Source organism: Rhodanobacter sp. Col0626, assembly GCF_049994385.1.
GTDB lineage: Bacteria > Pseudomonadota > Gammaproteobacteria > Xanthomonadales > Rhodanobacteraceae > Rhodanobacter.
This window is the reverse complement of the sequence record NZ_CP188260.1, coordinates 2,523,081-2,549,863: the sequence shown is the minus strand read 5'-3', so window position 1 is coordinate 2,549,863 and position 26,783 is coordinate 2,523,081. Positions and strand designations below refer to the sequence as shown.

23 protein-coding genes are annotated in these 26,783 nt (G+C 65.1%); 14 read left to right on the top strand and 9 right to left on the bottom strand.

Annotated features, from left to right (window positions below; translation table 11 throughout):
- Nucleotides 1-31 precede the first annotated feature (31 nt).
- The 5 genes from ACPPVV_RS10975 to lpxK all read left to right on the top strand — a co-directional run bounded on the left by ACPPVV_RS10975 (nt 32) and on the right by lpxK (nt 6,298).
- Nucleotides 32-2,332 carry a DNA internalization-related competence protein ComEC/Rec2 gene (locus ACPPVV_RS10975; RefSeq protein WP_426699928.1) on the top strand — a complete coding sequence of 767 codons (2,301 nt, stop codon included), beginning with the start codon at nt 32-34 and terminating at the stop codon, nt 2,330-2,332.
- A gap of 102 nt (nt 2,333-2,434) precedes the next feature.
- Nucleotides 2,435-3,082: a MotA/TolQ/ExbB proton channel family protein gene (locus ACPPVV_RS10970; RefSeq protein ID WP_426699927.1), complete on the top strand. Its 648-nt coding sequence runs from the start codon at nt 2,435-2,437 to the stop codon at nt 3,080-3,082.
- A gap of 10 nt (nt 3,083-3,092) precedes the next feature.
- Nucleotides 3,093-3,524: an ExbD/TolR family protein gene (locus ACPPVV_RS10965; protein WP_426699926.1), complete on the top strand. Its 432-nt coding sequence runs from the start codon at nt 3,093-3,095 to the stop codon at nt 3,522-3,524.
- Between the two features lie 80 nt (nt 3,525-3,604).
- Nucleotides 3,605-5,305 carry a lipid A export permease/ATP-binding protein MsbA gene (gene msbA / locus ACPPVV_RS10960; protein ID WP_426703219.1) on the top strand — a complete coding sequence of 567 codons (1,701 nt, stop codon included), beginning with the start codon at nt 3,605-3,607 and terminating at the stop codon, nt 5,303-5,305.
- 9 nt (nt 5,306-5,314) lie between these two features.
- On the top strand, nt 5,315-6,298 hold the full coding sequence (gene lpxK, locus ACPPVV_RS10955) for a tetraacyldisaccharide 4'-kinase (protein ID WP_426699925.1): 984 nt from the start codon (nt 5,315-5,317) through the stop codon (nt 6,296-6,298).
- On the opposite strand, the gene hutI is transcribed toward lpxK, so the two are convergent.
- The 3 genes from hutI to ACPPVV_RS10940 form a co-directional block, all read right to left on the bottom strand.
- Nucleotides 6,284-7,513 (bottom strand): imidazolonepropionase, encoded by a 1,230-nt coding sequence (gene hutI / locus ACPPVV_RS10950; protein WP_426699924.1) that lies wholly within the window; start codon nt 7,511-7,513, stop codon nt 6,284-6,286. The two genes, lpxK and hutI, sit on opposite strands and share 15 nt — an antisense overlap.
- Nucleotides 7,514-7,538: 25 nt before the next feature.
- Nucleotides 7,539-9,032 carry a chloride channel protein gene (locus ACPPVV_RS10945; RefSeq protein ID WP_426699923.1) on the bottom strand — a complete coding sequence of 498 codons (1,494 nt, stop codon included), beginning with the start codon at nt 9,030-9,032 and terminating at the stop codon, nt 7,539-7,541.
- Between the two features lie 146 nt (nt 9,033-9,178).
- Nucleotides 9,179-10,738, bottom strand: a complete 1,560-nt coding sequence (locus ACPPVV_RS10940; protein ID WP_426699922.1) for a GNAT family N-acetyltransferase — start codon at nt 10,736-10,738, stop codon at nt 9,179-9,181.
- 90 nt (nt 10,739-10,828) lie between these two features.
- On the opposite strand from ACPPVV_RS10940, the gene ACPPVV_RS10935 reads away from it, so the two are divergent.
- Nucleotides 10,829-12,199 (top strand): formimidoylglutamate deiminase, encoded by a 1,371-nt coding sequence (locus ACPPVV_RS10935; RefSeq protein ID WP_426699921.1) that lies wholly within the window; start codon nt 10,829-10,831, stop codon nt 12,197-12,199.
- Nucleotides 12,200-12,271: 72 nt separating this feature from the next.
- Here the strand turns inward: ACPPVV_RS10935 and ACPPVV_RS10930 are convergent, their stop codons facing one another.
- Complete coding sequence (locus ACPPVV_RS10930; protein ID WP_426699920.1) at nt 12,272-12,775, bottom strand: Spy/CpxP family protein refolding chaperone; 504 nt, start codon at nt 12,773-12,775, stop codon at nt 12,272-12,274.
- A gap of 181 nt (nt 12,776-12,956) precedes the next feature.
- On the opposite strand from ACPPVV_RS10930, the gene ACPPVV_RS10925 reads away from it, so the two are divergent.
- From ACPPVV_RS10925 to ACPPVV_RS10910, 4 genes are all read left to right on the top strand, one after another.
- Complete coding sequence (locus ACPPVV_RS10925) at nt 12,957-13,643, top strand: response regulator (protein ID WP_426699919.1); 687 nt, start codon at nt 12,957-12,959, stop codon at nt 13,641-13,643.
- On the top strand, nt 13,640-15,016 hold the full coding sequence (locus tag ACPPVV_RS10920) for an ATP-binding protein (protein WP_426699918.1): 1,377 nt from the start codon (nt 13,640-13,642) through the stop codon (nt 15,014-15,016). The genes ACPPVV_RS10925 and ACPPVV_RS10920 overlap by 4 nt, the downstream gene beginning before the upstream one ends.
- Before the next feature lie 101 nt (nt 15,017-15,117).
- Entirely contained in the window at nt 15,118-15,522 is a 405-nt protein-coding gene (locus ACPPVV_RS10915; RefSeq protein WP_426699917.1) for a DoxX family protein, read from the top strand.
- Nucleotides 15,523-15,641: 119 nt separating this feature from the next.
- On the top strand, nt 15,642-15,845 hold the full coding sequence (locus ACPPVV_RS10910) for a hypothetical protein (RefSeq protein ID WP_426699916.1): 204 nt from the start codon (nt 15,642-15,644) through the stop codon (nt 15,843-15,845).
- Nucleotides 15,846-15,857: 12 nt separating this feature from the next.
- On the opposite strand, the gene ACPPVV_RS10905 is transcribed toward ACPPVV_RS10910, so the two are convergent.
- On the bottom strand, nt 15,858-16,778 hold the full coding sequence (locus ACPPVV_RS10905) for a LysR family transcriptional regulator (protein WP_426699915.1): 921 nt from the start codon (nt 16,776-16,778) through the stop codon (nt 15,858-15,860).
- 98 nt (nt 16,779-16,876) lie between these two features.
- Here ACPPVV_RS10905 and ACPPVV_RS10900 point away from each other — a divergent pair, with 98 nt between their 5' ends.
- A complete protein-coding gene (locus tag ACPPVV_RS10900; protein ID WP_426699914.1) occupies nt 16,877-18,028 on the top strand; it encodes an aldo/keto reductase in 1,152 nt (383 codons plus the stop codon).
- Nucleotides 18,025-18,459 carry a GlcG/HbpS family heme-binding protein gene (locus tag ACPPVV_RS10895; RefSeq protein WP_426699913.1) on the top strand — a complete coding sequence of 145 codons (435 nt, stop codon included), beginning with the start codon at nt 18,025-18,027 and terminating at the stop codon, nt 18,457-18,459. Before ACPPVV_RS10900 ends, ACPPVV_RS10895 begins: the two co-directional genes overlap by 4 nt.
- Here the strand turns inward: ACPPVV_RS10895 and ACPPVV_RS10890 are convergent.
- Nucleotides 18,434-19,081, bottom strand: coding sequence for a hypothetical protein (locus ACPPVV_RS10890; protein ID WP_426699912.1), 648 nt, complete (start codon nt 19,079-19,081; stop codon nt 18,434-18,436). The genes ACPPVV_RS10895 and ACPPVV_RS10890 overlap by 26 nt on opposite strands.
- Nucleotides 19,082-19,186: 105 nt before the next feature.
- On the opposite strand from ACPPVV_RS10890, the gene ACPPVV_RS10885 reads away from it, so the two are divergent.
- Nucleotides 19,187-20,173 (top strand): multidrug resistance efflux transporter family protein, encoded by a 987-nt coding sequence (locus tag ACPPVV_RS10885; protein ID WP_426699911.1) that lies wholly within the window; start codon nt 19,187-19,189, stop codon nt 20,171-20,173.
- 91 nt (nt 20,174-20,264) lie between these two features.
- Nucleotides 20,265-23,264: a glycoside hydrolase domain-containing protein gene (locus tag ACPPVV_RS10880; RefSeq protein WP_426699910.1), complete on the top strand. Its 3,000-nt coding sequence runs from the start codon at nt 20,265-20,267 to the stop codon at nt 23,262-23,264.
- 110 nt (nt 23,265-23,374) lie between these two features.
- On the opposite strand, the gene ACPPVV_RS10875 is transcribed toward ACPPVV_RS10880, so the two are convergent.
- From ACPPVV_RS10875 to ACPPVV_RS10865, 3 genes are all read right to left on the bottom strand, one after another.
- A complete protein-coding gene (locus ACPPVV_RS10875) occupies nt 23,375-24,340 on the bottom strand; it encodes an alpha/beta hydrolase (protein WP_426699909.1) in 966 nt (321 codons plus the stop codon).
- Between the two features lie 424 nt (nt 24,341-24,764).
- On the bottom strand, nt 24,765-25,754 hold the full coding sequence (gene bla / locus ACPPVV_RS10870) for a class A beta-lactamase (protein ID WP_426699908.1): 990 nt from the start codon (nt 25,752-25,754) through the stop codon (nt 24,765-24,767).
- Between the two features lie 145 nt (nt 25,755-25,899).
- A complete protein-coding gene (locus ACPPVV_RS10865; protein ID WP_426699907.1) occupies nt 25,900-26,709 on the bottom strand; it encodes a class I SAM-dependent methyltransferase in 810 nt (269 codons plus the stop codon).
- Between the last annotated feature and the right edge of the window lie 74 nt (nt 26,710-26,783).

The following is a 26,783-nucleotide window of genomic DNA, read 5'->3' as shown; positions in this document are numbered from 1 at the left end:
GACTCTTCCAGGACGGACTGAGGCACGGGGCATGACGCCACTGTCGGCGATCAAGATGGCTGCGGCGCTGCTGGCGGGTGTGTTGCTGGTGCAGTGGTGGCCGCAGTTGCCACCTCGCTGGTGCGTGGGCTTGTTGTCGTTGGCTGCCGCATTATTGGCCTGGCGCTGCCCGCGTTGGCGCTGGCTTGCCTGCATGCTCTTCGGCGTCGCCTGGGCGGTGTGGCGCGGTGGCTTGGCCATGGACGCACGATTGCCGCGGGAACTGGAAGGCCGCGACTTCATGGTAATCGGCACGATCGCCGATCTGCCGCTGGCGCGCACGGACGCCAGCAGCTTCAGCCTGCGCGTGGAAAGCGCCACTCTGGACGGCCAGCCGACAGCCCTGCACGGGCTCCTGACGGTGTCCTGGTATGACGGCGCACCAGCGTTGCAACCGTGCACTCGCTGGAGGCTGCTGCTGCGCCTGAAGCGGCCACGCGGATTGCTCGATCCCGGCGGCGCCGACAGCGAGCGGTCGGCGCTGGAACGCGGCATCGTCGCCACCGGCTACGTACGCGACGATCCCGCCAACAGGCCGCTGGATGCCACGCTCTGGTGTGTCGATGGCGTACGCGATGCGGTGGCCAGGGGTATTGCCGTTCGCGTGCACGATCCGCATGACGCGGCGTTGTTGCAGGCGTTCTCGGTGGGCGACACCCGCGGCCTGACTCAGCAGGACTGGGCTGTGGCGCGGGCCAATGGCGTATCCCACCTGATCGCGATCTCGGGCTTTCACGTCGGTGTAGCGGCGGTGTTCGGCGTCTGGCTGGCGATGCTTGCCTACGCGCTGTGGCCGCGCCTGGGCTTGCGACTGCCACGGGTGCAGGCCCAGGCGGCGACCGCCTTGCTGGTAGCCGGCGCTTACAGCGCGCTGGCCGGGTTCGGCCTGCCCACCGTACGTACGCTGTTGATGATTGCGGTGGTTACCCTGGCTCGTTGCAGTCGACGCGGCAGCAGCGGCGCCCAATCGCTGGCACTGGCGATGATCGCGATCCTGCTGATCGATCCGCTGGCTGTGCTGGCGGCTGGCTTTTGGCTCTCGTTCGTCGGCGTGTCGTTTCTGATGCTCTGCCTGCAGGCACGCGGGCGCGGGTTGCGCGCGTTCCTGCATGAACTGTCGGCCGGTCAGTTGGTGATGACGGTGGCGTTGTTGCCGCTGACGATGTGGTTCTTCGGCCAGGCCTCGCTGGTGGGCGCGCTGTCCAATTTGATCGCGGTGCCACTGATCAGCTTCGTGGTCGTTCCGTGCGTTCTGTTCGGCACGCTCTCGCTGGGGCTGTGTCCACCACTGGCCATGCCGGCGTTTTGGCTGGCCGCGCGGATCGCGCACGCGCAGTGGTGGTTGCTGGAACGCATGGCGACCTGGCCAGGCGCGCAATGGTATCTGCCGGCCATTCAGCCGCATGCGCTGTTGCTGGCCTTGTTTGGCGCGCTGTGGATGTTCCTGCCGCGCGGTTTGCCGCTGCGCTGGTTGGGTCTGCTGCTGTTTCTGCCGTTGTTGTGGCCGGCGCGCCTGCTGCCGGCGGAGGGCGGGTTCCAGGTTTGGGTACTGGATGTGGGGCAGGGTTTGTCGGTGCTCGTCCGCACGCGAGGGCACGTGCTGGTGTACGACGCCGGTGCACGTTTTCCGTCCGGTTTCGACCTGGGCGAGGCCGTGGTCTTGCCGTCGATCCATGCGCTGGGTCTCGATCGTCTGGACATGCTGATGATCAGTCATGGTGACAACGATCACGCCGGTGGCGCCGGGGCCGTGGCGGCTGCCTTTCCGCAAGCGTCACGGTATGCCGGCGAGCCCTCGCGGATGCATATTCCGATGCGCCAGTGCATGGCCGGACAATCATGGCAATGGGACGGCGTGTCTTTCAGGGTATTGAGTCCGACTGCCGGCGAAGGCGATCGGGACAACGACAGCTCCTGTGTGCTGCTGGTGGAAGGACGCCACGGCCGTCTGTTGATGACCGGCGACATCAGCTCGCGGATGGAGCCATCGGTGGCCGCCGCGCTGGGTCCCGGGCCGTCGACACTCCTGCTGGTGCCGCACCATGGCAGCAAGACCTCTTCCAGCGACGCGTTCATCGACGCGATACGGCCGCCACTGGCGGTGGTTTCGGCGGGCTGGCACAACCACTTCGGGCACCCGAAACCGGAGGTGCTGGCGCGTTATGCCCGCGCCCACGTACCGGTATTCAATACCGCCATGGAAGGGGCGATTCCGCTGAATTTCCCCGCCGATGCGCCGCCCAGCCGTGGCCGGGGCTGGCGCCAGCAGCAATCGCGCTACTGGCGGGAATGACGCCGGTTGTGCCACGCGTACCGCAGTACCGCGGGGTGGGACTGCTATCATGCGCGCTTCTTGTCGGATCGTGCATGGGGTCCAAGCGTGCTGGAAATTCTGATGGCTGGCGGATGGGCGATGGTGCCCATCCTGATCTGTTCGGCGGTGGCCCTGGCGATCGTGCTGGAGCGTTGCTGGACCTTGCGCCGCAAGTCGGTATTGCCGCCTGGCCTGGGCGAGGAAGTGCGCCAGTGGGCGCGTTCCGGCCAACTCGACCCGGGTCATCTCGACACGCTGGCGAACGGCTCGCCACTGGGCGAATTGCTGGCCGCCGCATTGGCTGTGCGCAGGCAGCCGCGCGAGCTGATCAAGGAACGCATCGAGGACACCGGTCGGCATGTGATCCATCGGATGGAGCGCTACCTCAATACGCTCGGTACGATCGCGTTGATCGGTCCGCTGCTCGGCCTGTTCGGTACGGTGATCGGCCTGATCCGCATGTTCATGGAAGTAATGGCTGGCGGCATCGGCGATCCGGCCAAGATGGCCGGCGGCATCGGCGAGGCACTGATCTGCACCGCGTCAGGCCTGACCGTGGCGATTCCGGCGTATGTGCTGCACCGCTACTTCCGTTCGCGCGTGGCCGGTTATTGCGTGGAGATGGAAAAACAGGCGACCGCCTTGCTCGACGACCTGACCCTGACCGCAGCGCCCGCCCCGGCACGTGCCCGGCGTGCGCCGGCCGCGGCCGCGCCGAGCGCGGGCTGAGAGCACCCCGATGCGTATCGGCAACGACCGCCGCCAGGACGACTTCGAGATCAACGTGATTCCGTTGATCGACGTGCTGCTGACCCTGTTGATGTTCTTCGTGCTGACCAGCACCTTCGTGCAGCACTCGCGCCTGCAGGTGACCCTGCCGCAGGCCAGCACGCAGGACCGCGACATGAATGCCCCGGCGTTGACCGTCATGATCGACCGTGACGGCCGCTTCTATGTGGGCAGCGACGAAGTGCTGGGCGAGGGCATCGAACCGCTCAAGCAGACCATCGCGCGCAACGCCGGCGATGATCGCGAGCGCCAGGTGACGATCCGCGCCGATGCGATGACGCCACACCAGGACGTGGTCACCGCGATGGATGCGCTGGGCCAGCTCGGTTTCACCCGCTTGTCGATCGCCACCACGCCAAGCAAGCCGGGCAGCCAGCCGTGAGCAGCCAGAAAGGCGGCGTCTGGGATGCCGAAAGCTGGCGGACCTACAAGCGACTGCTCGGCTACACCCGTCGTTACTGGATGATCGGCCTGGTCACCCTGGTCGGCATGGCGGTGGACGGTGGCGCCCTGGTGGTGTTCACCAAGCTGCTGCAGCCGCTGATCGACCAGCTGTTCGCGAAGAAGGACCCCTACCTGATCTTCTGGATGCCGATCTGGATCATCGCGATCTTCGCCGTGCGTGGCGTGGGCACCTTCGTGAGCAGCTACGGCATTGCCTATATCGGGCGCAACGTGGTGCAAGTGATGCAGCGCGATGTGTTTGCGGCCTATCTGCGATTGCCCGCGGCATTCTTCGGTGCCGAAGCCTCCGGCCATCAGGTTTCGCGCATCACCTACACCAGCGAGCAGGTTGCCTCGGCATCCACCGATGCGGTGAAGATCGTGGTGACCGAAGGCGTCACCGTGATCGGCAGCCTCTACGTGATGCTGTTTTACAGCGCTTACCTGACCATGGCGCTGCTGATCATGGTGCCGGCAATCGCCTTGATCGCCACGGTGGTCAGCCGCCGCTATCGACAGATCAGCCGGCGCATCCAGGGCATGATGGGTTCGGTCACCGGCACGGTGGAGGAGTCGGTCGGCGCGCACCGCGAAGTACGCATCTACGGCGGCCAGCCGCATGAAGCCACGCGTTTCAACGAAGTGACCCAGCGCGCGAAGCGGCTCAACCTGAAGATCGCCGCCACCAACGCCACCTCGAGCACCGCGATCCAGACCGTGGCGGCATGCGCGCTGGCGGCATTGGTGTACCTCGGGACGCGCCCGGCGGTGATCGACGGCATTTCGCCGGGCGTATTTGTCGCCGTGCTGACCGCGATGGGTACGATGATGCCGTCGCTGAAACGGCTGACGACGGTGCAGGCGAACATCCAGCGCGGCCTGTCCGCCGCCACCGACCTGTTCGACATCATCGACCTGCCACCGGAAACCGACTCGGGCCGCCGCGACATCGTGCGTACGCGAGGGGAGATCCGGTTCGAGAATGTCCGCATGGTCTATCCGCGCGGCGAGTTCGAAGCCTTGCGCGGGGTCGACCTGCATTGCGCTCCGGGAACCGTGACCGCGCTGGTCGGCCGTTCCGGCAGTGGCAAGAGCACTCTGGTCAGTCTGTTGCCGCGCTTCTATGTGCCGAGTTCCGGCCGCATCGTGCTGGACGGTGAGGACTACCAGGACTACCTGCTGGCCTCGTTGCGCCGGCAGATCGCGTGGGTGGGGCAGAGCGTGGTGCTGTTCGACGACACCGTGGCCAACAACATCGCCTATGGCGAACTGGCCGGGTCAAGCGAAGCGGACATCGTCGCCGCCGCCGAGGCCGCCAATGCGATGGAGTTCATCGCACGCATGCCGCAGGGCATCCATACCCAGATCGGGCAAAGCGGCAACATGCTGTCCGGCGGCCAGCGCCAGCGCATCGCGATTGCCCGCGCGATCCTCAAGAATGCGCCGATCCTGGTGCTGGACGAGGCAACCAGCGCGCTGGATACCGAATCCGAACGGCTGATCCAGCAGGCGTTGCAGCGTCTGATGAAGGATCGCACCACGCTGGTGATCGCCCACCGACTGTCCACTGTCGAGAGTGCCGAGCAGATCGCGGTGATGGATCAGGGGCGCATCGTCGAACGCGGCACCCACGCCGAACTGCTCGCGCTGAACGGCCACTATGCCGCACTGCATCGTATGCAGTTCCACGATTTCGTGGCCGGGCAAGGCAGCGACTGAGGATCGTCCATGGCGCTGATCGATACGCTCGAGTCAGCCTGGTACGGCGCAGGCCGTGCACCGTGGTGGACGTCACCGCTGGCAGCTTTTTACGGCGGCGTGATCCGCCTGCGCGGCGCGCTTTATCTGATCGGCTGGCTACGCAGCGTGCGGCTGCCGGTGCCGGTTGTCGTCGTTGGCAACCTCAGCGTAGGCGGGACCGGCAAGACGCCATTGACGATCGCCGTGGTCGAGGCACTGCGTGCGCGCGGCTATCGGCCCGGCGTGGTCAGCCGCGGTTATGGCGGCCGCCAGCGCGAGCCGCTGCTGCTTGGCGAGTCGCCGGATCCAGCACAGGTCGGCGACGAACCATGCCTGATCCACGCCAGTGGTGCGCCGGTGGCCGTGGGGCGCGATCGCCCTGCGGCAGCGCAGCTATTGATCGACGCCGGTTGCAATGTGCTGGTGGCCGACGACGGCCTGCAGCATTACGCGCTGGCACGCGACGTGGAAATCTGCGTGATCGACGGGGCGCGCCGTTTCGGCAATGGACGGCTGTTGCCAGCGGGGCCGTTGCGCGAGCCGATGAGCCGATTGCAGCGAGTGGATCTGCGCGTATGCAATGGCGGTGTCGCCGAAACCGGCGAATATCCCATGCAGTTGCGCGGCAGTGAGGTGGTTGCGCTGGAAAGCGGAAGCATCCAGCCGCTGGCTGGGTTTCGTGGTCGCCGCGTGCATGCGGTAGCGGCGATCGGCCATCCGCGACGTTTCTTCGAGAGCCTGCGCGCTGCCGGCATCGAGCCGATCGAACATGCTTTCTCCGATCATCATGATTTCGTGGCGACGGACTTGGACTTTGCCGATGGCCTGCCGGTTTTGATGACCGACAAGGACGCGGTGAAGTGCCTGCGCTTCGCGCAGCCGGATTGGTGGCGGGTGCCGGTGCAAGCCGAACTGCCGTCTGCTTTCTTCGACGACCTGGTCGGGCGGATCGAGCTGTTACCGCGCCGCTGATTCGCCGCCGATGCAGATCTCGCGCACTAGCTCGCCGCCGATCCAGTAACACAGCTCGGCGGGATGCCTTGCGCGCCACACGACAAGGTCCGCACGCTGATCGATCGCCAGCGTGCCGCGATCATCCAGCCCGAGTGCGCGGGCGGCATGCACGGTCACCCCACGAAGCGCTTCCTCGGGCGTGAGCCGGAACAGCGTGCAGGCCATGCCGGCGGCCAGCCGCAGCGACAGCAGTGGCGACGTGCCGGGATTGCAATCGGTGGCGATCGCCATGGGTACGCGATGTTGGCGCAGAAGATCGATCGGTGGCAGCTTCGTTTCGCGCAGCGCATAGAATGCGCCGGGCAGCAGCACCGCAACGGTGCCCGCGGCGGCCATCGCCGCGACGCCGGACTCGCTCAGGTGTTCCAGGTGATCGGCCGAAAGGCCACCGAATTCCGCGACCAGCGCGGCACCGTCCATGTCCGATAGCTGCTCCGCATGCAGCTTCACCGGCAGGCCGAGTTGCTTTGCCCGTTCGAACACGCGGCGCGTTTCCTCGCGGCTGAAGCCGATGGTTTCGCAGAACGCGTCCACCGCATCGACCAGTTTCTCGGCGGCCAGTGCCGGCAGGATGTCGTCGCAGACGAGCGTCACGTAGTCATCGCGACGTTCTCGATATTCCGGCGGCAGCGCATGCAGACCGAGAAAACTGGTGCGCACGGTGATGCCGAGTTCGCGGCCGATGCGCCGGGCCACACGCAACATGCGGCGTTCGCTTTCCAGGTCCAGTCCATAACCGGATTTGATCTCCAGCGTGGTCACGCCGTCAGCCAGCAACGCCTTGGCGCGCGGCAGTGACTGCACAAACAGGGATTCCTCGTTGGCCGTGCGGGTAGCGTTGACGCTGGAAACAATGCCGCCGCCGGCGCGGGCGATGTCCTCGTAGCTGGCGCCGTTGAGGCGCAGGTCGAATTCGTGCGCGCGATCGCCACCGAACACCAGGTGGGTATGGCAGTCGATCAGCCCTGGCGTGACCAGCGCACCGTCGAGCGATTCGACCCTGCTGGCCAGTGCATCGGGTGCATCGGGCAGGTCGTCCATGGGGCCGACCCAGGCGATGTGGCCGCGATGTAGCGCGATGGCGCCGTGCTCGATCAATCCGTAAGGCATGTCACCGGCAAAGGTCGCCAGCGTGGCGTTCAGCAGCAGTCGGTCCCAGCGATGTTCGCTCATGGGAAGGGTGACTCCATCGTGGTGCTCAAGAATGGCCGGGTGGCGGGATCTCGGTTGGCGCGGCAGGCTCGTCGAACGCACTGGTGGGGCCGGCGGGAGGTGGCTGGTTGTCCGCTTCGTCGATTGATTCCTCGGCCAGTTCGTAGACGATTTCGTTGCCCACGGCGTGCTTTGCTTGTTGCTGCTCGAAATCCTGCACCATGCGTTCGGCGAAATCGCGGTAGACCGGGGTGGGGCAGAACAGCGATGCCGCCGCGCGGGCGAGCAGGCAGGCGGCCATGATCGGGATCACCATGTCCTGGTTATCGGTCAACTCCATGGCGATCACGGCCGAGGTCAGCGGCGCACCGGTGACGCCAGCCAGGTACGCGCTCATGCCCAGCAGCACGACCGATGCGGCGGGTGCGCCCGGCAGGAAATGCGCAATGTTCTGACCCAGTCCGGCACCGACCGCCAGCGCTGGCGAGAAGATGCCGCCAGGAATCCCCGCCCAGTACGACACCACATTGGCCAGCAGTTTGGCGATGCCGAAACTTTGTCCCGGCGTGTTGACGGCATCCTGCACGATCGCGCGGGCCTGGTCGTAACCGGTGCCGTAGATGGTGTTGTGCGAGCACAGGCCCAGCAGCGCCAGCGCCAGGCCGCACCCCACTGCAAACCATACCGGCTGTCGCGCGCGCAGGCGTCCAACATAGGCCAGCGGGCCATTTCGGCTGAGCAGGATAAGTCGTGCGAACAGGCCGCCGAGCAATCCGCAGATGATGCCGGTGAGCAGGACGGCGAGCCACGCATGACCCAGCGGCAAGCTGGCATCGACTTCACCGAAATACGAGTAGTTGCCCATGATGCCGAGTGAAACCACGCCGCCGATGATCACCGAGGTCAGCAACAGGCCGCTAAAGCGATGCTCGAAAGTGCCGGCCAGTTCCTCGATCGCGAACACCACGCCCGCCAGTGGCGTATTGAACGCCGCCGCGATGCCGGCTGCACCACCGGCAAGGATGAAACGCGAAGCGGCTTTGGGATCGTTGAAGCCGAAGCGCCGGCCGATCGAATAGAACAGTGCGGCGCCGACGTGCACGGTCGGCCCCTCTCGGCCGATCGAGGCGCCGACGGCCAGCGAGATCAGCGTCAGCAACATCTTGCCGGCCGCAATGGGCAATGACAGCATCCGCGCGCGAAAGCCCTCGTCCTCGATATGCAGCGTGCCGATCACCTGGGGAATGCCGCTGCCACGGGTAGCCCGCAGGCGTCCTTCGGTAACCCAGGCGAGCAATCCGAATACCACCGGCGTAAGAATCAGCGGAATCCAGCTGCCGTAGCCGAGGATGTGCAAAAACACCTGATACGACCACACGCTCGCCTTGGCAAACAGGATCGCCGCCAGGGCCACCAGCACCGCGCCAACCCAGAGCACGAGGCGGCGTTTCCAGTGATGTGGCGCGAAAAACTCGTGGCCGAGCAACGCCTGCAGGCGCGGGTTCGACGATTTCGATACAGGTTCGGACGACTCGGACATGCCGTGATTATCGCAGACGTCGCCGCCAGGATTGCAGGATCGCGGAGGATTGCGAGGATTGCAGGAGCGACTTCAGTCGCGATGCCCTTGTTTGCGGGCTCCAACGAAGAAGCATCGCGACTGAATTCGCTCTTGCAAGGGGTGGCTCAGCGTGGCCGCCAGCGGGTTTCGTAAAGATCGAAGCGGCGATCCTTCAGGTTGGTCACCGCGCCGGCGTTGCGCGCGCGGGCAAGGCCTTCCAGACGCAGGTCCGCGAACAACACGGTTTCGATGTTCGGGGTGGAGTCGGCGGCGACGCCATCGCGGGCAAAGCCGAAATCGCTGGGCGTGAGGATGCAGCTCTGGCCGTACTGGATATCGAAATTGTTGACGCCGGGCAGGTTGCCGACATTGCCGGACAGCACCACGTAACACTGGTTTTCGATGGCGCGCGCCTGCGAACAATAGCGCACGCGCAGGTAGCCTTCGCGCACGTCGGTGCAGAACGGCACGAACAGGATCAAGGCGCCCTGATCGACCAGGTGTCGCGCCACTTCCGGAAACTCCGAGTCGTAGCAGATCATCACGCCGATCGGGCCGCAATCGGTGAGGATCGTCGCGGCACTGTCGCCGCCGCTGATGTTCCACACGTTGCGTTCGCTGGGCGTGGGGTGCAGCTTCTCGCGCTCGTGGAGCGAGCCGTCGCGCAGGCAGACATAACAGACGTTGTGGATGTCGCCGTTGGCCTGTTCGGTCGGATGCGTGCCCGCGATGATGTTGATGTTGTAGTGCACCGCCAGACGACTGAACAGCTCCTTCACCTGCGGCGTGTACTGGCTGAGTTTGCGGATCGACTCCACCGGCGAAAGCTCGGTGTTCTCGATCGACAGCAACTGCAGCGTGATCAGTTCGGGAAAGGTGACGAAGTCGGCGCTGTAATCGGCGGCGATGTCGGTGAAGTATTCGATCTGGGTGGCGAATTCGTCAAACGAGGTGATGCGGCGCTGCTGGTACTGCACGGAGGCAACCCTCACCGAATCGGGCAGCCGTTGCGGTGAGGGAATCGACGGCACATCCGGTTGGTCGAGCAGGCGCGGGTTGCGCCACGCCAGATGCACCGCGTAACCGAGCGACTCATGGTCGGACGGTACGTACGCGCGCAGAACGCCGATCACTTCGAAGTCGTTCGACAGCTGGAAGCTCAGCGTGAGATCCCGCCGCTTGCCCTCCACCACGGCCTGCACATACGCCTCGGCGCTGCCGTAGCGGGTGAGGTTTTTCGCAAGCCCGGGAATGCGTCCGCCGAACACGATGCCGCGCAGCTTCAGGTCCATGCAGAGGCGCTTGCGTGCGTGGTAAAGGCGCTGGCCGATGCGCATGCCGCGATAATCCGGATGTACCACCACTTCCATGCCATACAACCAGTTGCCATCGGGCTTGTGCCGCGAGGCCATGCCGCCGCCGGTGATCTGCATCCAGGTATGCGGCGCCAATGCCGTGGCTTCGTCGATGCGGAACGTCGCGCAATAGCCGACGATCACGCCCTCGTACTCGACCACGAACTGGCCCTCGGGAAAGTGGGTCTGCTGGGAGCGCAGCATCTCCATCGAATGGCCCCATTCCTCCGAGTAGATCCGGGCGGTCAGGTCGGCCAGCTGCGGCACATCGCCGAGAACGGCCTGGCGCAGCAGAAGTTTCGGGGTGTTCTCGCTGATTTTCTTGGTCATGGCGTGATTATGCATAGCCCGAAAGACGTACGAGTGAAGGCGAATTCATCCGCCGGTTACACTGCGCCATCGTCCACGGGAGTCCGGTCCATGAGCAACAGCACTGGTGGCAGCCACTTCACGGCGACCCGGTTATGGCGCACCGATGGCTGGCAAGCCGATGCCGCACTGGAGGTGGACGCCGAGGGACGCCTGCATGCGTCGAAGGCCGATGCCGGGGAGTCGATCGGGCAGTGGGTGTTGCCCGGCATGCCGAATCTGCATTCGCATGCGTTCCAGCGCGCGATGGCCGGCCTTGCCGAGCGCAAGGGTCGCAGCGACGACAGTTTCTGGAGCTGGCGCGAGACGATGTATGCGTTTGCCGCCGCCATCGGTCCGGATGAGCTCAAGGCGATCGCCGCTCAGCTCTACGTCGAGATGCTCAAGGCCGGCTACACCCATGTCTGCGAATTCCACTACCTGCATCACCAGCCCGACGGCACGCCGTATGCGCAGCCGGAAGCGATGTCGCTGGCGTTGATCGAAGCCGCTCGTGAGGCCGGCATCGGACTGACCCTGTTGCCGGTGCTGTACATCAGTGGTGGTTTCGACGGCCGCGCACTCAGCCCGCGCCAGCGCCGGTTTGGCCATGATGTGGAAGGCTATCTGCGCCTGCTGGATACGCTGCGACGGCATGAGGGCGATGACCTGCGCATCGGCATCGCGCTGCATTCGTTGCGCGCGGTTCCGGAGCAGGCCATGCGCGAGGTGCTCGCCAGCGACATCGCCAAAACCTGTCCGATCCATATCCATATCGCAGAACAGGTCGGTGAGGTGCAGGACTGCCTGGCCACGCGTGGTGCCCGACCGGTCGAGTGGCTGTTCGCGCATGCCGACGTCGATGCGCGCTGGTGCCTGGTGCACGCCACCCATCTGACCGAAGCGGAGTGCGGCCAGCTCGCCCGCAGCGGTGCGGTGGCCGGTTTGTGTCCCACGACCGAGGCAAATCTCGGCGATGGTCTGTTTCCGCTCGCCGATTATCAGGACGCCGGCGGCGCGTTGGGCATCGGTTCGGATTCGCACATTTCGATATCGCCGGTGGAGGAGCTGCGCTGGCTCGAGTACGGCCAGCGGCTGCAGACGCGCCATCGCAACATCGCGGCACGGCATGAGGGCGACAGTGTGGGCGAGACGTTGTGGCGCGCGGCGTTGCGCGGTGGCGCGCAGGCTTCTGGCCTGCCCATCGGCGACTTGCGCGAGGGCGCGCGTGCTGACCTGATCGTGCTGGATGACACCTCGCCCTTGCTGATGGCGCGTGACGAGCGTTCGCTGCTCGACAGCTTCCTGTTCGCCGGCAATACCCCACTGGTGCGCGACGTGATGGCGGGTGGGCGCTGGCAGGTGCGTGCCTTCCAGCACCGCGATGAGCAGAGGATTGCGGAGCGTTACCGCGCCACGGTGGCTGCGCTGGCTTCACGCTGATTCCGCCGTGCCAAAAAAACTGCGCCAGCACGATGGCTGGCGCAGCGGTTGTTATCCGACTTCAACAGTCGATTACTGGGCGGCAGGGGTTGCCTGCGATGCTGCCGGATGCTCGGTGCGGAACTGCTTCCACTGCTCCCTGCGGGCCTGCTTCTGTGCACGCATGGTCGCCATCTGCGCCTTCTGTGCCGGAGTCAGCACCGCGTAGATCTGCGCCCGCACGTTGGCCTTCTGCTGCACGCGGACCTTGGTGGCATCGCCTTCGGCCTGTGCCAGTCGGGCGGCGGCGGCCTGGTAGCCCACCTGGTCGGGCGTCATCGATCCAAAGGCGCTGCGCTGCTGGCGCAATGCCTGCCATTGCGTCTTGTTCTGCGCGAAGCTGGTGTGCATGATCTGCTTGACGCTGGCGCGCTGCGCATCGGTGAGGTTGAGTTTCCTGAAGCCCATGTCCTGGCCATGGCGGTGCGAATGATGGCCATGCGGACCGCCAGCCGGGCCCGCAGGAGCGGCGACGGCGAACGCGCCGAAGGCCATGGCCGAAGTCAGGATCAGGCCGAGGGTGATGTTCTTGCGCATGAGTGATACCTCTGTGTGGTGGGTGGAGGACTTGCAACTCATTTGACGATATTGGCGCGTGTATGTTCTTTGCCGGAAGGTAAAGATGCGTAAAGGATGCCCTGATTGGGTCGGGGCATCCCTAAGCTCGTGGTGTCCGTCCCGCCGCACCGATTGAATGGAAGTCATGCAACCAGCCGCCATGCCCCGGATATTGATTGTCGACGATGATCGCGCCCTGTGCGCGCTGCTGGCCGATTACCTGCAGCGCGAAGGTTTCGTGGTGGATGTCGCCCACGATGGCGAAAGTGCGTTGGCGCAGCTGCGCAACCAGGCATCGCGGCCCGATCTGTTGATCCTCGACGTGATGATGCCCGGCCGCGATGGCCTGGATACATTGCGCGAGCTGCGCATGCAACATCGCCTGCCGGTGATCATGCTGTCCGCCAAGGGCGAGCCGGTGGACCGGGTGATCGGCCTGGAACTGGGCGCCGATGATTACCTGGCCAAACCCTGCCTGCCGCGCGAACTGCTGGCACGGGTGCGCGCGCAACTGCGGCGAAATACGCCGGCTAACGCCGCGAATCTGCAGGTCGGCACGCTGCGCCTGCAACCGGGTGACCGTCGGGCTTTCATCGAGGAACAAGAACTCACCCTGACCGGTGCCGAGTTCATGCTGCTGCTGGCGCTGGCGCAACGCGCCGGCGAGCTGGTCGACAAGGCGTCGCTCACCCGCATCGCCCTGGGCCGCGAGCTGGAGCGCTTCGATCGCAGCATCGATGTCCATGTGAGCCGCCTGCGTCACAAGTTGGGCGAAGCATCAGCGCAGGCACCGCGCATCGAATCCGTCCGTGGCTCCGGTTACCTGCTGACCGCGGGTGCGTCGTGAGCCCGTTCCGCAGTTCGATCTACTGGCGCCTGCTGATCTGGTTCTGCCTGGCGAACTTGCTGGTGCTTTTTCTTGGTGGATTTCTGGCGCGGCGTTTCGTTGAATACACCACGGCGGTGGAGATCAACTGGGTGGCGCTGGCACAGGATGCGAACCAGAGCTACGACGCCGGTGGCGCGAATGCGCTCACCGAGTGGGTGAAGCGGCAGCGGCATCAGGGCATCCTCGAGGCCACCCTCTACGAAAACGGCCAGGCGCTGTCGCCAGTCCGGTTGCCGCTGTCCATCCAGAAATCGCTGCCGGCCTGGTTCGATGCCGGGCGGGACATCCTGCTGCAGCCGCGCCCAGGCCTGTATCTCTCCGTACAGCAGGTGGTTGGCGGCAAGGGGCAGGTACGCGAGCTGGTGGCGCTGAGCCGGACCCATACGCGGCTGCGCCAGCAGAGCCGGGAAAAGATCCTGCTGGGCATCCAGCTGTCGTTGTCGCTGTTGTTCATCGGGCTGGTCGGCTGGTGGGTGGCGCGCAGCGTGGCGCGGCCGGTCGGCGCGCTGCGTGATGCGACCCGGCGCATGGCGGCGGGCGAGCTTTCCACCCGGGTCGGTCGGCCCCCCGGCATGGCGCACGACGAACTGGCCCAGCTCGCCTACGACTTCGACGCCATGGCCGAACGCATCGAGGCGTTGGTCGCACACGATCGCCGCGTGCTGCAGGATCTCTCGCACGAGTTGCGTTCGCCGCTGGCGCGGTTGCACCTGATCCTGGAGCTGGCCCAGCGCAGCAACGGCACGGCCGCCGCCGATGCGTATTTCCAGCAGGCCGAGACGGAAATTTCGCGACTGGATCGCATGACCGGCGAAATGCTTGCGTTGTCGCGTCTGGAAGGCGGCATTCCCGGCATGAATTGCGAAAATCTCGATCTCGTCGAGCTGGCACGCGAATGCCTGGAACAGGCCGACATCGAAGCCCATGCGCGCCGGATCGTGTTGCAGCTGATCCCTTCCGATGGAGCGGTGTGGGTGTTCGGCAGCGTGCAGTTGCTGGAGCGTGCGGTGGACAACCTGATCGCCAACGCCATCAAGTTCAGTCCCGAAGGCGGCGCGGTGGAGCTGTCGGTGAGCAAGGGTGAACACGGCGCCGAGCTGACTGTCCGCGACCGCGGGCCGGGTGTGCCCGAGGCTGAGTTGGCCTCGTTGTTCCGGCCGTTCTTTCGGGGCAGCAATGCGGTAAGGGCCGAGGGACATGGACTCGGCCTGGCCATCGTGCAGCGCGTGATGAAGATTCATGGCGGCGAGATCCTTGCCGGCAATCGCGATGGTGGCGGCCTGGAGGTGTGGCTCAGCTTGCCGCTGGTCCAGGCGGATGCCGCTGGCTGAAGTTTGGCTAAAGTTCCGGCCGACCGTAAATGAGGCTAGATTGTGCCGGCAGTGCGCGCCGTCTTCGCGGACGGCTCCTTGGGTCATCGCGGGAGAATTCCATGCAGGGTTCCAACGATCTGGGCAAGCTGGTGCTTCGCGTTGTACTGGGTGTGCTGATCCTGTTCCACGGCGTGTCCAAACTGATCCACGGCCCGGGTTACATCATCGGCGTGGTGACCGCTGCCGGACTGTCGCCATTCCTGGCCTACGGGGTCTACGTCGGCGAGGTGGTCGCGCCGCTTCTGCTGTTGCTCGGTTACTGGACGCGGGTCGGCGCGCTGATCATCGCGGTCAACATGGTCGTGGCGATCTCGCTGGTGCACATGACCCAGTTCGCCTCGCTCAACGATACCGGTGGCTGGGCGCTGGAGCTGCAGGGCATGTTCCTGGGCACGGCGCTGGCCATCGCGCTGCTCGGGGCCGGCCGTTTCAGTCTGGGCGGCAGCGCCGGTCGCTGGAACTGAAAGCGCGATTATTCAGCGACGGATGATCTTGATGAACGGCAACCATCGACGGTTGGCGTTCGTGTCATCGAAAGAAATTCGCGCACGTTCTTGGTGACACATCCCCACAGGAGTGTCCCATGCGTCGAGTGATCTCCCGCCTCACCGCCACCACGTTGCTGCTGGTCGGCAGCGTTTCCCTTGCCGGTTGCATCGTGGCGCCGCCGCGCCCGGTCCGTCATGTTCGCGTGGTGGCACCCGTTCACGCGAGCGCCCGCGTCTGGGTGCCGGGCTATTGGGCGCCGCGGCATGTATGGGTTGAGGGACACTGGCGCTATCGCTGACGTCCGGCAGCGTCAGGCCGAGGGTTCCAGCCGTTCGCGCAGGAAGTCGATGAACACGCGCAGTTTCGGTGGCACCTGCAGCCGGCTCGGGTAATACAGGTAGAAGCCGTCGAACGGTGGCAGCCAGGCATCCAGCACGGTCTGCAACCGTCCGGCGGCGACGTGTTCGCGCACCATCGGTTCCAGCGCATGCACCAGCAGCAGGCCATCCAGCGCGGCGTGGATCTGCAGGACAGGGTCGTTCACGATGAACGGCCCGGTCACGTCGATTTCGAACCAACGGCCACGCTGCGCGCCGCTTTTGTGGGCGAATTCCCAGCGGTAGATGGCGCCGCTGGTGCTGTAGCGAAAGCGTGCGCAGGCGTGTTGTTGCAGTTCGCGCGGATGCTGCGGCCGGCCGTGCCGCGCGAAATATGCCGGTGCGCCAGCCACCAAGGCGCGCTGGGGACCGCCCAGCGGTATGGCCACCACGTCGCGCGCCAGCCGTTCGCCGAGACGGATGCCCGCATCCACGCCGTCGGCAACCAGGTCGGTGAGTGCGCTTTCGGCGATCAGGTCCAGCGTCACCTCGGGATAGGCGCGCAGGAAATCCGCGATCATCGGTGCGACCAGCTGGTCGAGCAAACTGTAGGGCGCGGTGATGCGCAGGGTGCCGGCAGGGCGATCGCCATGCTGGCGCAAGGCTTCCACGGCGCCATCGATTTCAGCCAGGGCCGGCGTGATGCGGTCCAGGAACAGCCGTCCCGCCTCGGTCAGGCCAACTTTGCGGGTACTTCGCTGCAGCAGGCGCACGCCGAGGCGCTGTTCCAGCTGGCGCATGGTCTGGCTCAGCGCCGATGGCGTCACCTCCAACCCGGCCGCGGCACGGGTGAAGCTCCCGTAACGGGCAATGGCATGGAACGCGCGCAGGGCGGGGCTGTGATCATCGATCATTGATTAGTCCAGCTTCATAAAGCATGTAGAGGATCGGTATTTTTTCGTGCAATGGCAAGGCGCAGACTTTGCGCCATTCCCCTTGAAGGAGTCCCGCCATGTCGCTCGACCAGTACTACACCCTCGGCCGCTCCGGCCTGCGCGTCAGCCGCCTCGCGCTCGGCACGATGACGTTCGGCGACGACTGGGGCTGGGGCGCGGCGGAAGACACGGCCCGCGCGATGTTCGATCGTTATCTGGCGGTCGGTGGCAACTTCATCGACACCGCCGACCTCTACACTGGAGGCAGCAGCGAACGCCTGCTCGGCCAGTTCATCGCCGACAGCGGCAGCCGTGATCGCGTGGTGCTGAGCACCAAGTTCAGCTACAACGCCGAGCCCGGCAACCCGAACGCCGGCGGCAACGGTCGCAAGAACATCCTGCGCGCGGTGGAGGGCTCATTGCGTCGCCTGCGCACCGATTACATCGATCTTTATCTGCTGCATACCTGGGACCGGATCACCCCGGCCGAGGAAGTGCTGCAGACGCTGGACGACCTGGTTCGCGCGGGCAAGATCCGCCATGCCGGCCTGTCCGATGTGCCGGCGTGGTATGCCGCGCAGATCCAGACACTGGCGCGCGCGCATCACCTGCATCCGCTGATCAACATGCAACTGCAGTACTCGCTGGCCGAGCGCAACATCGAGCGCGAATACGTGCCGCTGGCACAGGAACTTGGCATGGGCATCACCGCCTGGAGTCCGCTGGCGATGGGCCTGCTGTCCGGCAAGTACCGGCCCAGCGAGGCCGGTCACGATGGTGAAGGCGAGGGCCGCCTGCAGACGGTCAAGTCGATGGGCTTGCCGTCGTTGGCGGACAAGTTCACCCCACGCAACTGGGCCATCGTCGGCGCGGTCGAGCAGGTGGCGCGCGAAAGCGGCCTGAGCATGGCGCAGGTGGCGATCCAGTGGGCGGCACGCCAGCCCGGATTGGCTGCGGTCATCCTCGGTTCGCGCAACCTGGTGCAGTTCGAGGACAACCTCGCCGCACTCGATCGTCCCCTGGCGGACGAGGTCATGCATGCGCTGGATGCGGTTTCCGCGTTGCCCTCGCAATTCCCCTACAGCTTCTTCGAACCGGCGCAACAGGCTGGCTTGCAGGGTGGCGTCGGCGTCGGCGACAAGCCGGCCGGCTATGCGCCGCCGCTGTGGATGGATCCGGCGCAGCAGGCGGACTTCACTCTTGCCTCGTCCACGGAGACCGCGCGATGACGCTTCCTTATGGCGCGCCGATCACGCTCGACCAGGCCCGCGCCGTGATGGCTGCCGCCGAGGCGGAAGCCATCGCGCATGATTGGTCGATGGTGATCGCCATCGTCGGCAGCGGCAGCCAGCTGGTGATGCTGCACGCGCTTGACCAAGCCCAGCATGGCAGTGTGCCGGTGGCGCAAGCCAAGGCCGAGACGGCGGTGAATTTCCGCCGCCCCAGCAAGATCTTCGAGGATGCGGTCGCCTCCGGCAGCCTGGGCCTGCGACTGCTCGGCATGCACAACCTGATGCCACTGGACGGCGGGCTTCCGTTGATTGTCGATGGCCGCCTGATCGGTGCGATCGGCGTCTCCGGCATGCAGTCGACGCAGGATGCGCAAGTCGCCGCCGCCGGCGCCGCCGCGCTCGCTAGGGCAGAAATCGGAAACCGTTGAGCGCTTCGTGCAGCCGCTGCTGCGCGTCCGTCCGGGCGAACGGCGGCGTGGCGGGCGGGTCGTAGACTTCCGGCCGGGTGCCGGTGAGCAGCAGGTCCACCGCATAGCAACGCCCGGCATGCACGGCACGATAGCTTTCCACTTCCAGGTAATGGCTCATCGCCGCGTCGGCGGCGTGGAAGTGCGTGAACGGCACGCCGGCCAGCGTCGTTGTGTCGGATGCCGGCGCCGCACCGCTGGCCGGTACATCGCTGCAATGCGCCAGCGCATCGCTGTCGGTGCCAATGCCGATGCGCAGTTCCGCGGCGGTGATCTGGTTGGAACCGTCCAGCACCAACGCTAACACCGGGGCGCCGTGGTCATCCGGTCCGGCGAAAGCCTTCCACGAGGCGTCGCCGAGATAGCTGCGCTGGAAGTCGTGCCGCAGTTGCATGCCAGCCGGAATCGCGATGGCGAAGCCGTATTTTGCGTCGGAGTAGGCGGAGCCACTTGCATTGCCGGACTTGCTGAGTGCCGTCGTCGGCGCGGCCGCCGGACTGGCCGTGGATGGTTGGCCCGGACCGCAGCCGCATAGCAGCATCAGCGTGGCGGCAAGCAGGGTGATGGCGGTGGTCTTCTTCATGACGTTGCTCCGGACATGACGGGATCGGTGGCCTGATTCGACCATGGAACCCTACGCAAGCGCCGTGCGTTTTGCCACACTCGGATCTTTCGCCGACGGGTTGCGATGCGCTCGAATGCTCTTGCCGCGGTGGGACTGGCGCTGTGCTCGGCGCTGTTTTTCACACTCACCTATGTACTCAACCGCAGCCTGGTCACCGGCGGCGGGCACTGGGCGTGGGCGGTGATTCTGCGTTATCTGTTGACCCTGCCGATGCTTGCGCTGGTACTGCCGCTACAGGGTGGGCTCGGTGGGTTGCCGGGCGAGTTGCGTCGGCATCCGCGCAGCTGGCTGTTGTGGAGCAGCGTGGGCTTCGTGCTGTTCGGCGTGCCGCTGACGTGGGCGGCCAGCAGCGGACCGTCATGGCTGATCGCCGGCAGCTTCCAGACCACCGTACTGGCCGGACCCCTGCTGGCACCGTTGATCTATCGCGACGAACGGCGCCGACTGGCCTGGCGCATGCTGGCGATCGGCGCGCTGATCGTGGCCGGCGTGTTCGCGCTGCAGTGGGGCCACGCGCACGGCCAGCTGCATGTCGGCGACTGGCTGGCGATCGGTGCGGTGGTGCTCTCCGCATTTGCCTATCCCCTGGGCAACCGCAAGCTGCTGTTGCATCTGGAGCACGGCGACAGCCAGCTCACCGCGGTGCAGCGAGTGTTCGGCATGACGTTGTGCAGTTGGCCGCTATGGCTTGTGTTTGCCGTGATCGCATGGTTCACCATCGGCCCGCCAACGTTGCGCGAAGCCATGCTGGCCGGCGGCGTGGCGCTGTCGTCGGGCACCATCGCCACCATCTTGTTTTTCCGCGCCACCGACATGGTGCGTAGCGAGCCGACCGCGTTGGCGGCGGTGGAGGCGATGCAGGCGGCGGAATTGCTGTTCGCCACCTTGCTCGGCGTGCTTTTCCTCGGCGAGGCATGGCCGCGTGGCTACGCACTGTTCGGCGCATTGGCGATCGTTGCCGGCATCGCGTTGTTCGGCTGGGTCAGCGGTCGCGGTGCGGCCGGCCATGCCGAGGCGCTGCGGGTTTTGCGCGGCGATCGCAGCGCCTGATCCCGGCGTAGCACGGACGTCCATTTGCTTGCACGAGCGCGGCATTCCCGTTAAACAGGTCAGTCTGTGTTTCTGCATGCGGGAAAATTTGATGAGCAAGCGACCCTGTTCCTGGATCGTGGCCGGTGTCCTGCTGGGAACGATCATGGGCACGGCTATTTCCGCCGAGCCGCATGTTTCGCTGCCCGTCCTGCGCTGGGATGCATCGACCTATGGCAACCATCGTTACCTGGTGCAGGTCGGCATGCCGGCCGATGCGGTGCGCGTCACTATTCCCTGGCGTCGTCGTGATGCGCATCCTGCGCAGGTGGCGGTGATCGTCACCGCGCCCGACGGCAGCGTGGTCCGGAACGTGCTGCGTGGTGCGATCGACCAGGCCTCCGGCGAACTGGTCTTCGCAGCGAAGCAGGCCGGCATCTACGCGGTCTACTACCAGCCCTATCTCAGCGACAGCCACAGCAATTACCCCACGCTGACCTACAAGGCGCCGCAAGACGCCGCCGATCCGGCCTGGGCAAGCAAATTCACACCGGCTTCGTGGTCAAGCCTGCCTCAGGCACAGGTGTTGCGATACGAGGCAGTCGATGTGTTCGACGCCTATACCGACATGGAACGGACGGCCACGCCGCAGGAGCTGCGGCAGCTGCTTGCGGCCAATCCGCAGTCGATGCTGCTATTTCCCGAGACGCGTGCGCATCCCGTGCGCATGTTCGACCAGATCCCCGGACGATGGGCTACGCGGGGCACCGGCGGCGGGTTGGCAGATCACGCATTGCGCGGCGAGTACCTCAGTTTTCAGGTTGGCCTGTGGACACCGCGCGTCGCCGTGAACGATGTGCACGTCACGACGGCCGATCTGCACGGTCCCGGCGGGGCGGTCATTCCCGCCAGTGCAGTGACCTGCTTCAACCTCGGTGGTATCGACTACACCGGCAAGCCGTTCGCCACGCGCGTCGATGTGCCGAAGGGACGTGTGCAGCCGTTGTGGATGGGTCTGGACATTCCGGCTGACGCAAAGCCCGGCGTTTATCGCGGCGAATTGACGATCAGTGCCGAAGGCGTGCCCGCGCAGAAGATGCCGCTGGCCATCACCGTGAATGACGGCAAGGCCGTGGCGCACGGCGACGACGATCCCGCCCAACTCACGCGCCTGCGCTGGTTGAACTCCACGCTAGCGCAGGATGATTCGCTGGTGAAGCCATTCACCGCGGTCACCGTGAATGGCGCGCGGCTGGGGATTCTCGGACGCCAGCTGCATCTGTCCGCCAACGGCCTGCCAACGCAAATCGAGAGCCGCTTCGACGAACGCATGACGCGGATGACGAAACAGTCACACCCGCTGCTGGCGGCGCCGATGCAACTACTGGTGCAGGATGCCGGCGGCACACACGCGCTGACCGCGCAAGGCATGCCGGCCGTGCGGCGGGACGGCCCCGCCCGTGTGCATTGGCAGGTAGCCGGCAAGGCGGGGCCGCTGCAGAGTGAGATCAGGGCCAGTTTGGAAGCGGATGGCACGCTGACTTATGCGATCACATTGATGGCGCGCGAGGCGGTGAAGCTGGATGACATCCGCCTGCAGATCCCGTTGCGCAGCGATGTCGCCCAGTACGAGCTGGGGCTGGGGCGTACCGGCGATCACGCGCCGGCCCAATTCAGCTGGAAGTGGAACGTCGAGAACAACCAGGACGGCGCATGGATCGGTGCGGTGAATGCCGGCCTGGAATTCCATCTGCGCGACGAGCACTATCGCCGTCCGCTCAACACCAATTTCTATCACCAGCAACCGCTGCGCATGCCCACGTCGTGGGACAACGGCGGGCAGGGCGGCATCACGTTCAGGCGTGACGGCGCGCATTACCTGGTAAACGCTTTTAGCGGCCCGCGCACGATGACGGCAGGCCAGTCGCTGCATTACGACGTCGTCATGCGCATCACGCCGTTCAAGCTGATCAAGCCGGCCGAACATTTTGCCGAACGCTATTTTCATAAGTACGCCGACCTGGACACGATCAAGGCCGATGGTGCGAACGTGGTCAACATCCATCACGCCACGCCGATCAATCCCTGGATCAACTACCCGTTCCTTGAAGTGGATGCCATGCGCACCTACGTCGACGCGGCGCACAGGCGCGGCATGAAGGTGAAGATCTACGACACCATCCGCGAATTGTCCGATCGCGCGCCGGAACTGCCGATGCTGGAATCGCTGGGCCACGAGGTGATCAGTGGCGGCAAGGGCGGCGGTTTCTCCTGGCTGCAGGAGCACCTGGACGGTGACTACATTGCCGCCTGGCACGTGCCGGAAAATCGCGATGCAGCGGTGATCGACGCCGGCCAGAGCCGCTGGCACAACTATTACGTCGAAGGGCTGGACTGGCTTGCCCGCAACGTCGGCATCGACGGCTTGTACCTGGACGACGTCGCCTACGACCGCACCACCATGAAACGCGTGCGCAAGGTGCTCCAGGCGCATCGGCCGCACCCGCTGATCGACCTGCATTCGGCCAACCAGTTCAACCCACGCGACGGCCACATCAACAGCGCGCTGCTGTACATGGAGCTGTTTCCGTACATCGACCGGTTGTGGTTCGGCGAAGAGTTCGATTACGAGAAAACCTCGCCCGGCTACTGGCTCACCGAGATCTCCGGCATCCCGTACGGCCTGATGGGAGAGATGCTGCAGCACGATGGCAACCCGTGGCGCGGCATGTTGTTCGGCATGACCAACCGGCTCGGCTGGTCGAAGGGCAGCGACCCGCGGCCATTGTGGAAAGCGTGGGACGACTTCGGTATCGAGCAGGCCGACATGATCGGCTGGTGGGTGCACGATGCGCCGGTGAAGACCGGTCGCGACGACGTGCTGGCGACCAGTTATGTACGTCACGGCAAGACGCTGATCGCGCTGGCTTCGTGGGCGCCGCAATCGACCACGGTGAAGCTGCAGATCGACTGGAAGGCGCTCGGGCTCAAGTCCGCAAGCGTCACGTTGAAAGCCATGCCGGTCGAAGGCTTCCAGCCAGCGGCAGAGTTCAGGCCGGGCGATGCGATTCCCGTGGAGCCGGGCAAGGGCTGGTTGTTGCTGCTGGAGTAGCAACAGGTCGATGACCTTGATCGCGTGGATGTCCTGTGCGATCGCATCGCAGGATGGCGGGCCCTGGACAACGATTGGTCGCGGAATGGCGTCGCGACGAGTCCAGGCGGTCAGCCACTCACGTACGGACCCGTGCCAGGGAAAATCTCGATCAAGGCGCGGGTAAGCACAGTCGGGTAGACCGTGAAGTGATCTTCGCCATCGATGATCGATGTTTCCACTTTCAGGCCTTCGTAGTGGCGGCTGCGCAGGCGTTGGGCAAAGTCGCGGTTGTGCAGCAGCATGTTGTTCTGGTGGAAATAGCGCGGTCCTGGCCCAAATGTCTCGTAGCTGCCCACCGACAGCAGCACCTGTGCGCGCAAGGCGCGGTGGTCATTCGCGTAGTCCCGCTCGAAACGGTCGATTACATGGTCGTCGTACCACAGCGAGGGGCTGGACAAGATGTAGGTGTGGAACAGCTCGGGCCGGGTCACCAGTACGTAGGCACCAAACAGGCCGCCATAGGAATGGCCAGCGAACGCGCGGCGAGCGGGATCCGTGCGGTAGCGCGCGTCAATCATCGGCAGCACGGTGGTGGCCAGGAAGTCACGGTAATGGGCGGCGCCACCGTATTCCTCGGCACTAAAGTCATCCGGGGCGTGCCGAACCGGCGCGGAGGGCGTGTAGTCGCGCGAGCGGCTCTGCTTGGACGTCAGTCCTTGCTGTGGTGGCAGGCCGACCAGGATGAAGTCCTCCAGATTCACCCCATGCTGGCTGACCAGGTTGCGCAGGCTTCGCACCAGCGGAAAGCTGTACAGCGCGTCGGTCACGTACAGCACCGGGTAACGTTGCTGCGGATGCGCTGCGTAGTCGGCAGGCAGTGCTACCCAGATCGGATAGTTGCGACCGACCGGGTCGTGAACCGTTAGCGCCTCCGTATCAGGCAAGACCACGCCAGTGACCCCGTCACCGGGAGTGGGTTTGACGCTGGCAACGCCGACCGCCCTTTCCGCATGCGACGGTGCCTCTGCCGATCCGTGCGCCGCGAGGTTGGCGTCGCCTGCGTGTTTGCTCCCGCATCCGGCCAGCATCAGCATCATCAATCCAAGGCCCACTCTCGTAAACACGTTCCGGCGCACCATCGTTTTTCCAGGCATCGAGTTCGGTCTCCAATCTTCACACGCGGCTGTTGGCATCGCCACGTCGAAGCATCAACGTCGCTCGGTTCGATGACCTCAACGATGCGTCGGTTCGCCCGTATCATGCGATCCATGAAGATCTATGCCTCGGGTAGATCGCCGCGTGGCCGACGGCAAGGATCTTTCACTGGTCCATGCACCATAGGATCACCCGAGCCGGGATGATCGCGCTGTCGTGTATCGGAAGGGCGCCCGCGTACTTCACCTGCTGAGGGAGCAGTTGGGCGAGCGCAATTTCTGGAAGGGGATTCGGGACTGTACGCGAGGGTTCGGGGGCAGGTCGGTGACGACTCGGGACCGATGCGGCACAACCTTTGTTCGATCAGGGATGAAGGGCCTCGGCGATGTCGCGCCCGAGTTCGGCGAAGATCGCGTCGCGTTCGCCCTGAGGTGCCGATGAGGCAGTGAGGAAGGCGGCCACGATGACGGTATGACCATCGGGCCAGGTAAGGATGCCGATGTCGTTATACGCCGCGGTGATATTGCCCAGGGTGTAGGAGGTGCCGCATTTATCGGCCAGGTCGACATGGGCGGGCAAGCCGGCGCGGAGGCGACGTGGCACCGTCTGCCCGCGCATCAAGTCGATCAGGTAGTGAGTGGAGGCTGGCGAAAGCAGCTCCTTGTCCCGCAGCTTGCGCAGAAACATCACGGCGGCTTCCGGCGTGCTGCGATTGCGCGGATCGGCCATGAAGGCGGCATAGCCGCGATGTTGCCGTTGCAGTTCCTGCTCAGGCGTTTCGTTTGCAGGAGGCGTGGCGTTGCTGAAAATGCGGCCGATGCCAGCCTCGCCCATGTCCACGCGCATGCCTTCGATGCCGTGCGTTCGCAAGAATTCCGTCACGACGCCGGGACCACCCACCAGCTTGATCAGCGCATCGACCGCGGTGTTGTCGCTGTGGCTGACGGCGGCGGTGAGCAACTGGCGCACCGTGAACGTCATGCGGTCGCCGCGAAAGTGATCGCGAACCGGTCCCGATTCAAGCTCGTCGCGAGTCAGTACGGCGGTCTGGTCAAACGACAGGTCGCCATGGTCGATCCGGGCCAGCACCGCGGCGCCGACCGGTGCCTTGAACACGCTCATCATCGGATAGGCCCGACTGGCGTTGACGCGCCAGGTGGCGCCGTTCTTCGGATCAAGCACCACGATGCCGAGTGTGCCTGGACGTGCGCGTTGCGCCAGCGCTTCCAGTCGGCCCTGCAGGTCGTCGCCTGCAGTCGAGGCATGGGCTGTCGCCATCGACATCACGCCGGCGATGGTGAAAGCGAACACGGCGACGATACGCATCGACGGGCGAGGGCGAAAAAAATTCATGAAGAAGGCACCAGCGTTGGAGACGTCATCCTTGCGCACGCTGGTGATGAAGCGTGGGCCGCGGAAGAAGTCGAAGCGAAAGAAGTCGGAGCGAAAGAAGTCGACAGTGGAATCCCGGCGCGTGGGAGTGCGCCGGGCCGCGATCTCAGGGTTTCACCAGCCGAAGCGTCATGCGGTCGGATTCGCCGATGGCTTTCATCTGGGCATGTTCGCCGTCGGGACCGGCCAGGTCCGGTGGCAGGCGGTGCACGTTGACGTCTTCGGGATCCTTCGGGTTGGCGTTGATCTCGGAGACGCCGTCTAGCCGGAAGCCGCTCTTGAGCGCCAGGCTGATCAGGTAGTCCTCCGGAATGCGGTGCAGCCGCCCCGCACTCAATGTGGGATCCTCGAACGGACGGGCGCGGTGCTCGACGACGCCGAACACGCCGCCGTGCTTGAGCACGTCGAATGCGGCCTTGAACACCGCCGCCAGCGTGTCCTTGTCGTTGATCAGCCAGTCATGCGTGTTGCGGAAAGTGAGCACCATGTCGGCGGAGTTGTCGGCACCCAGCCGGACCTGCGAGGGCGGCGAGAACGGAACGGGTTTTCCGATGTTTCCGTACAGCGCCGGCGCAGCCTTGAGTTTGGCGGCGAACTTCGCCGATGCCGGCGCCGCTTCGATGAGGTGACCGTGATCGTGCAGGAACGGCGCGAGAATTTCGGTGTACCAGCCGCCACCGGGTTCCAGTTCGATCACCGTCATGCCCGGTTTGATACCGAAGAATTGCAAGGTTTCGGCGGGATGACGATACGTATCGCGCGCCTTGTTTGCTGCAGAGCGCCAGCTGCCATCGACGGCCTTCTGCAGCAGCGCGGCGTTGGCGTCGGATGACGGCGGCGGGCTGGCGCTGGCGGTGGCTGCGATCAGCAACGCGCCGATGCACAGGATGAAAAGTCTGCATGTCCGCTGGTACATGAGCGTCTTCTCCCGAGGATGAAAAACCAAGGATACTCCCGGGCGGTACCGGCGGAACGGCCAGCATTCGCGCG

Bases quoted from the DNA above. Each gene is read 5' to 3' on its own strand.
- msbA (WP_426703219.1), top strand. From the start codon at position 3,605: ATGATCGGCCTGGTCACCCTGGTCGGCATGGCGGTGGACGGTGGCGCC.
- ACPPVV_RS10880 (WP_426699910.1), top strand. From the start codon at position 20,265: ATGAGCAAGCGACCCTGTTCCTGGATCGTGGCCGGTGTCCTGCTGGGA.
- ACPPVV_RS10865 (WP_426699907.1), bottom strand. From the start codon at position 26,709: ATGTACCAGCGGACATGCAGACTTTTCATCCTGTGCATCGGCGCGTTG.
- ACPPVV_RS10970 (WP_426699927.1), top strand. From the start codon at position 2,435: ATGGCTGGCGGATGGGCGATGGTGCCCATCCTGATCTGTTCGGCGGTG.
- ACPPVV_RS10895 (WP_426699913.1), top strand. From the start codon at position 18,025: ATGACGCTTCCTTATGGCGCGCCGATCACGCTCGACCAGGCCCGCGCC.
- ACPPVV_RS10975 (WP_426699928.1), top strand. From the start codon at position 32: ATGACGCCACTGTCGGCGATCAAGATGGCTGCGGCGCTGCTGGCGGGT.
- ACPPVV_RS10890 (WP_426699912.1), bottom strand. From the start codon at position 19,081: ATGAAGAAGACCACCGCCATCACCCTGCTTGCCGCCACGCTGATGCTG.
- ACPPVV_RS10885 (WP_426699911.1), top strand. From the start codon at position 19,187: ATGCGCTCGAATGCTCTTGCCGCGGTGGGACTGGCGCTGTGCTCGGCG.
- ACPPVV_RS10905 (WP_426699915.1), bottom strand. From the start codon at position 16,778: ATGATCGATGATCACAGCCCCGCCCTGCGCGCGTTCCATGCCATTGCC.
- ACPPVV_RS10935 (WP_426699921.1), top strand. From the start codon at position 10,829: ATGAGCAACAGCACTGGTGGCAGCCACTTCACGGCGACCCGGTTATGG.
- ACPPVV_RS10965 (WP_426699926.1), top strand. From the start codon at position 3,093: ATGCGTATCGGCAACGACCGCCGCCAGGACGACTTCGAGATCAACGTG.
- ACPPVV_RS10940 (WP_426699922.1), bottom strand. From the start codon at position 10,738: ATGACCAAGAAAATCAGCGAGAACACCCCGAAACTTCTGCTGCGCCAG.
- ACPPVV_RS10875 (WP_426699909.1), bottom strand. From the start codon at position 24,340: ATGCTGATGCTGGCCGGATGCGGGAGCAAACACGCAGGCGACGCCAAC.
- ACPPVV_RS10900 (WP_426699914.1), top strand. From the start codon at position 16,877: ATGTCGCTCGACCAGTACTACACCCTCGGCCGCTCCGGCCTGCGCGTC.
- hutI (WP_426699924.1), bottom strand. From the start codon at position 7,513: ATGAGCGAACATCGCTGGGACCGACTGCTGCTGAACGCCACGCTGGCG.
- ACPPVV_RS10910 (WP_426699916.1), top strand. From the start codon at position 15,642: ATGCGTCGAGTGATCTCCCGCCTCACCGCCACCACGTTGCTGCTGGTC.
- lpxK (WP_426699925.1), top strand. From the start codon at position 5,315: ATGGCGCTGATCGATACGCTCGAGTCAGCCTGGTACGGCGCAGGCCGT.
- bla (WP_426699908.1), bottom strand. From the start codon at position 25,754: ATGAATTTTTTTCGCCCTCGCCCGTCGATGCGTATCGTCGCCGTGTTC.
- ACPPVV_RS10925 (WP_426699919.1), top strand. From the start codon at position 12,957: ATGCCCCGGATATTGATTGTCGACGATGATCGCGCCCTGTGCGCGCTG.
- ACPPVV_RS10945 (WP_426699923.1), bottom strand. From the start codon at position 9,032: ATGTCCGAGTCGTCCGAACCTGTATCGAAATCGTCGAACCCGCGCCTG.
- ACPPVV_RS10915 (WP_426699917.1), top strand. From the start codon at position 15,118: ATGCAGGGTTCCAACGATCTGGGCAAGCTGGTGCTTCGCGTTGTACTG.
- ACPPVV_RS10930 (WP_426699920.1), bottom strand. From the start codon at position 12,775: ATGCGCAAGAACATCACCCTCGGCCTGATCCTGACTTCGGCCATGGCC.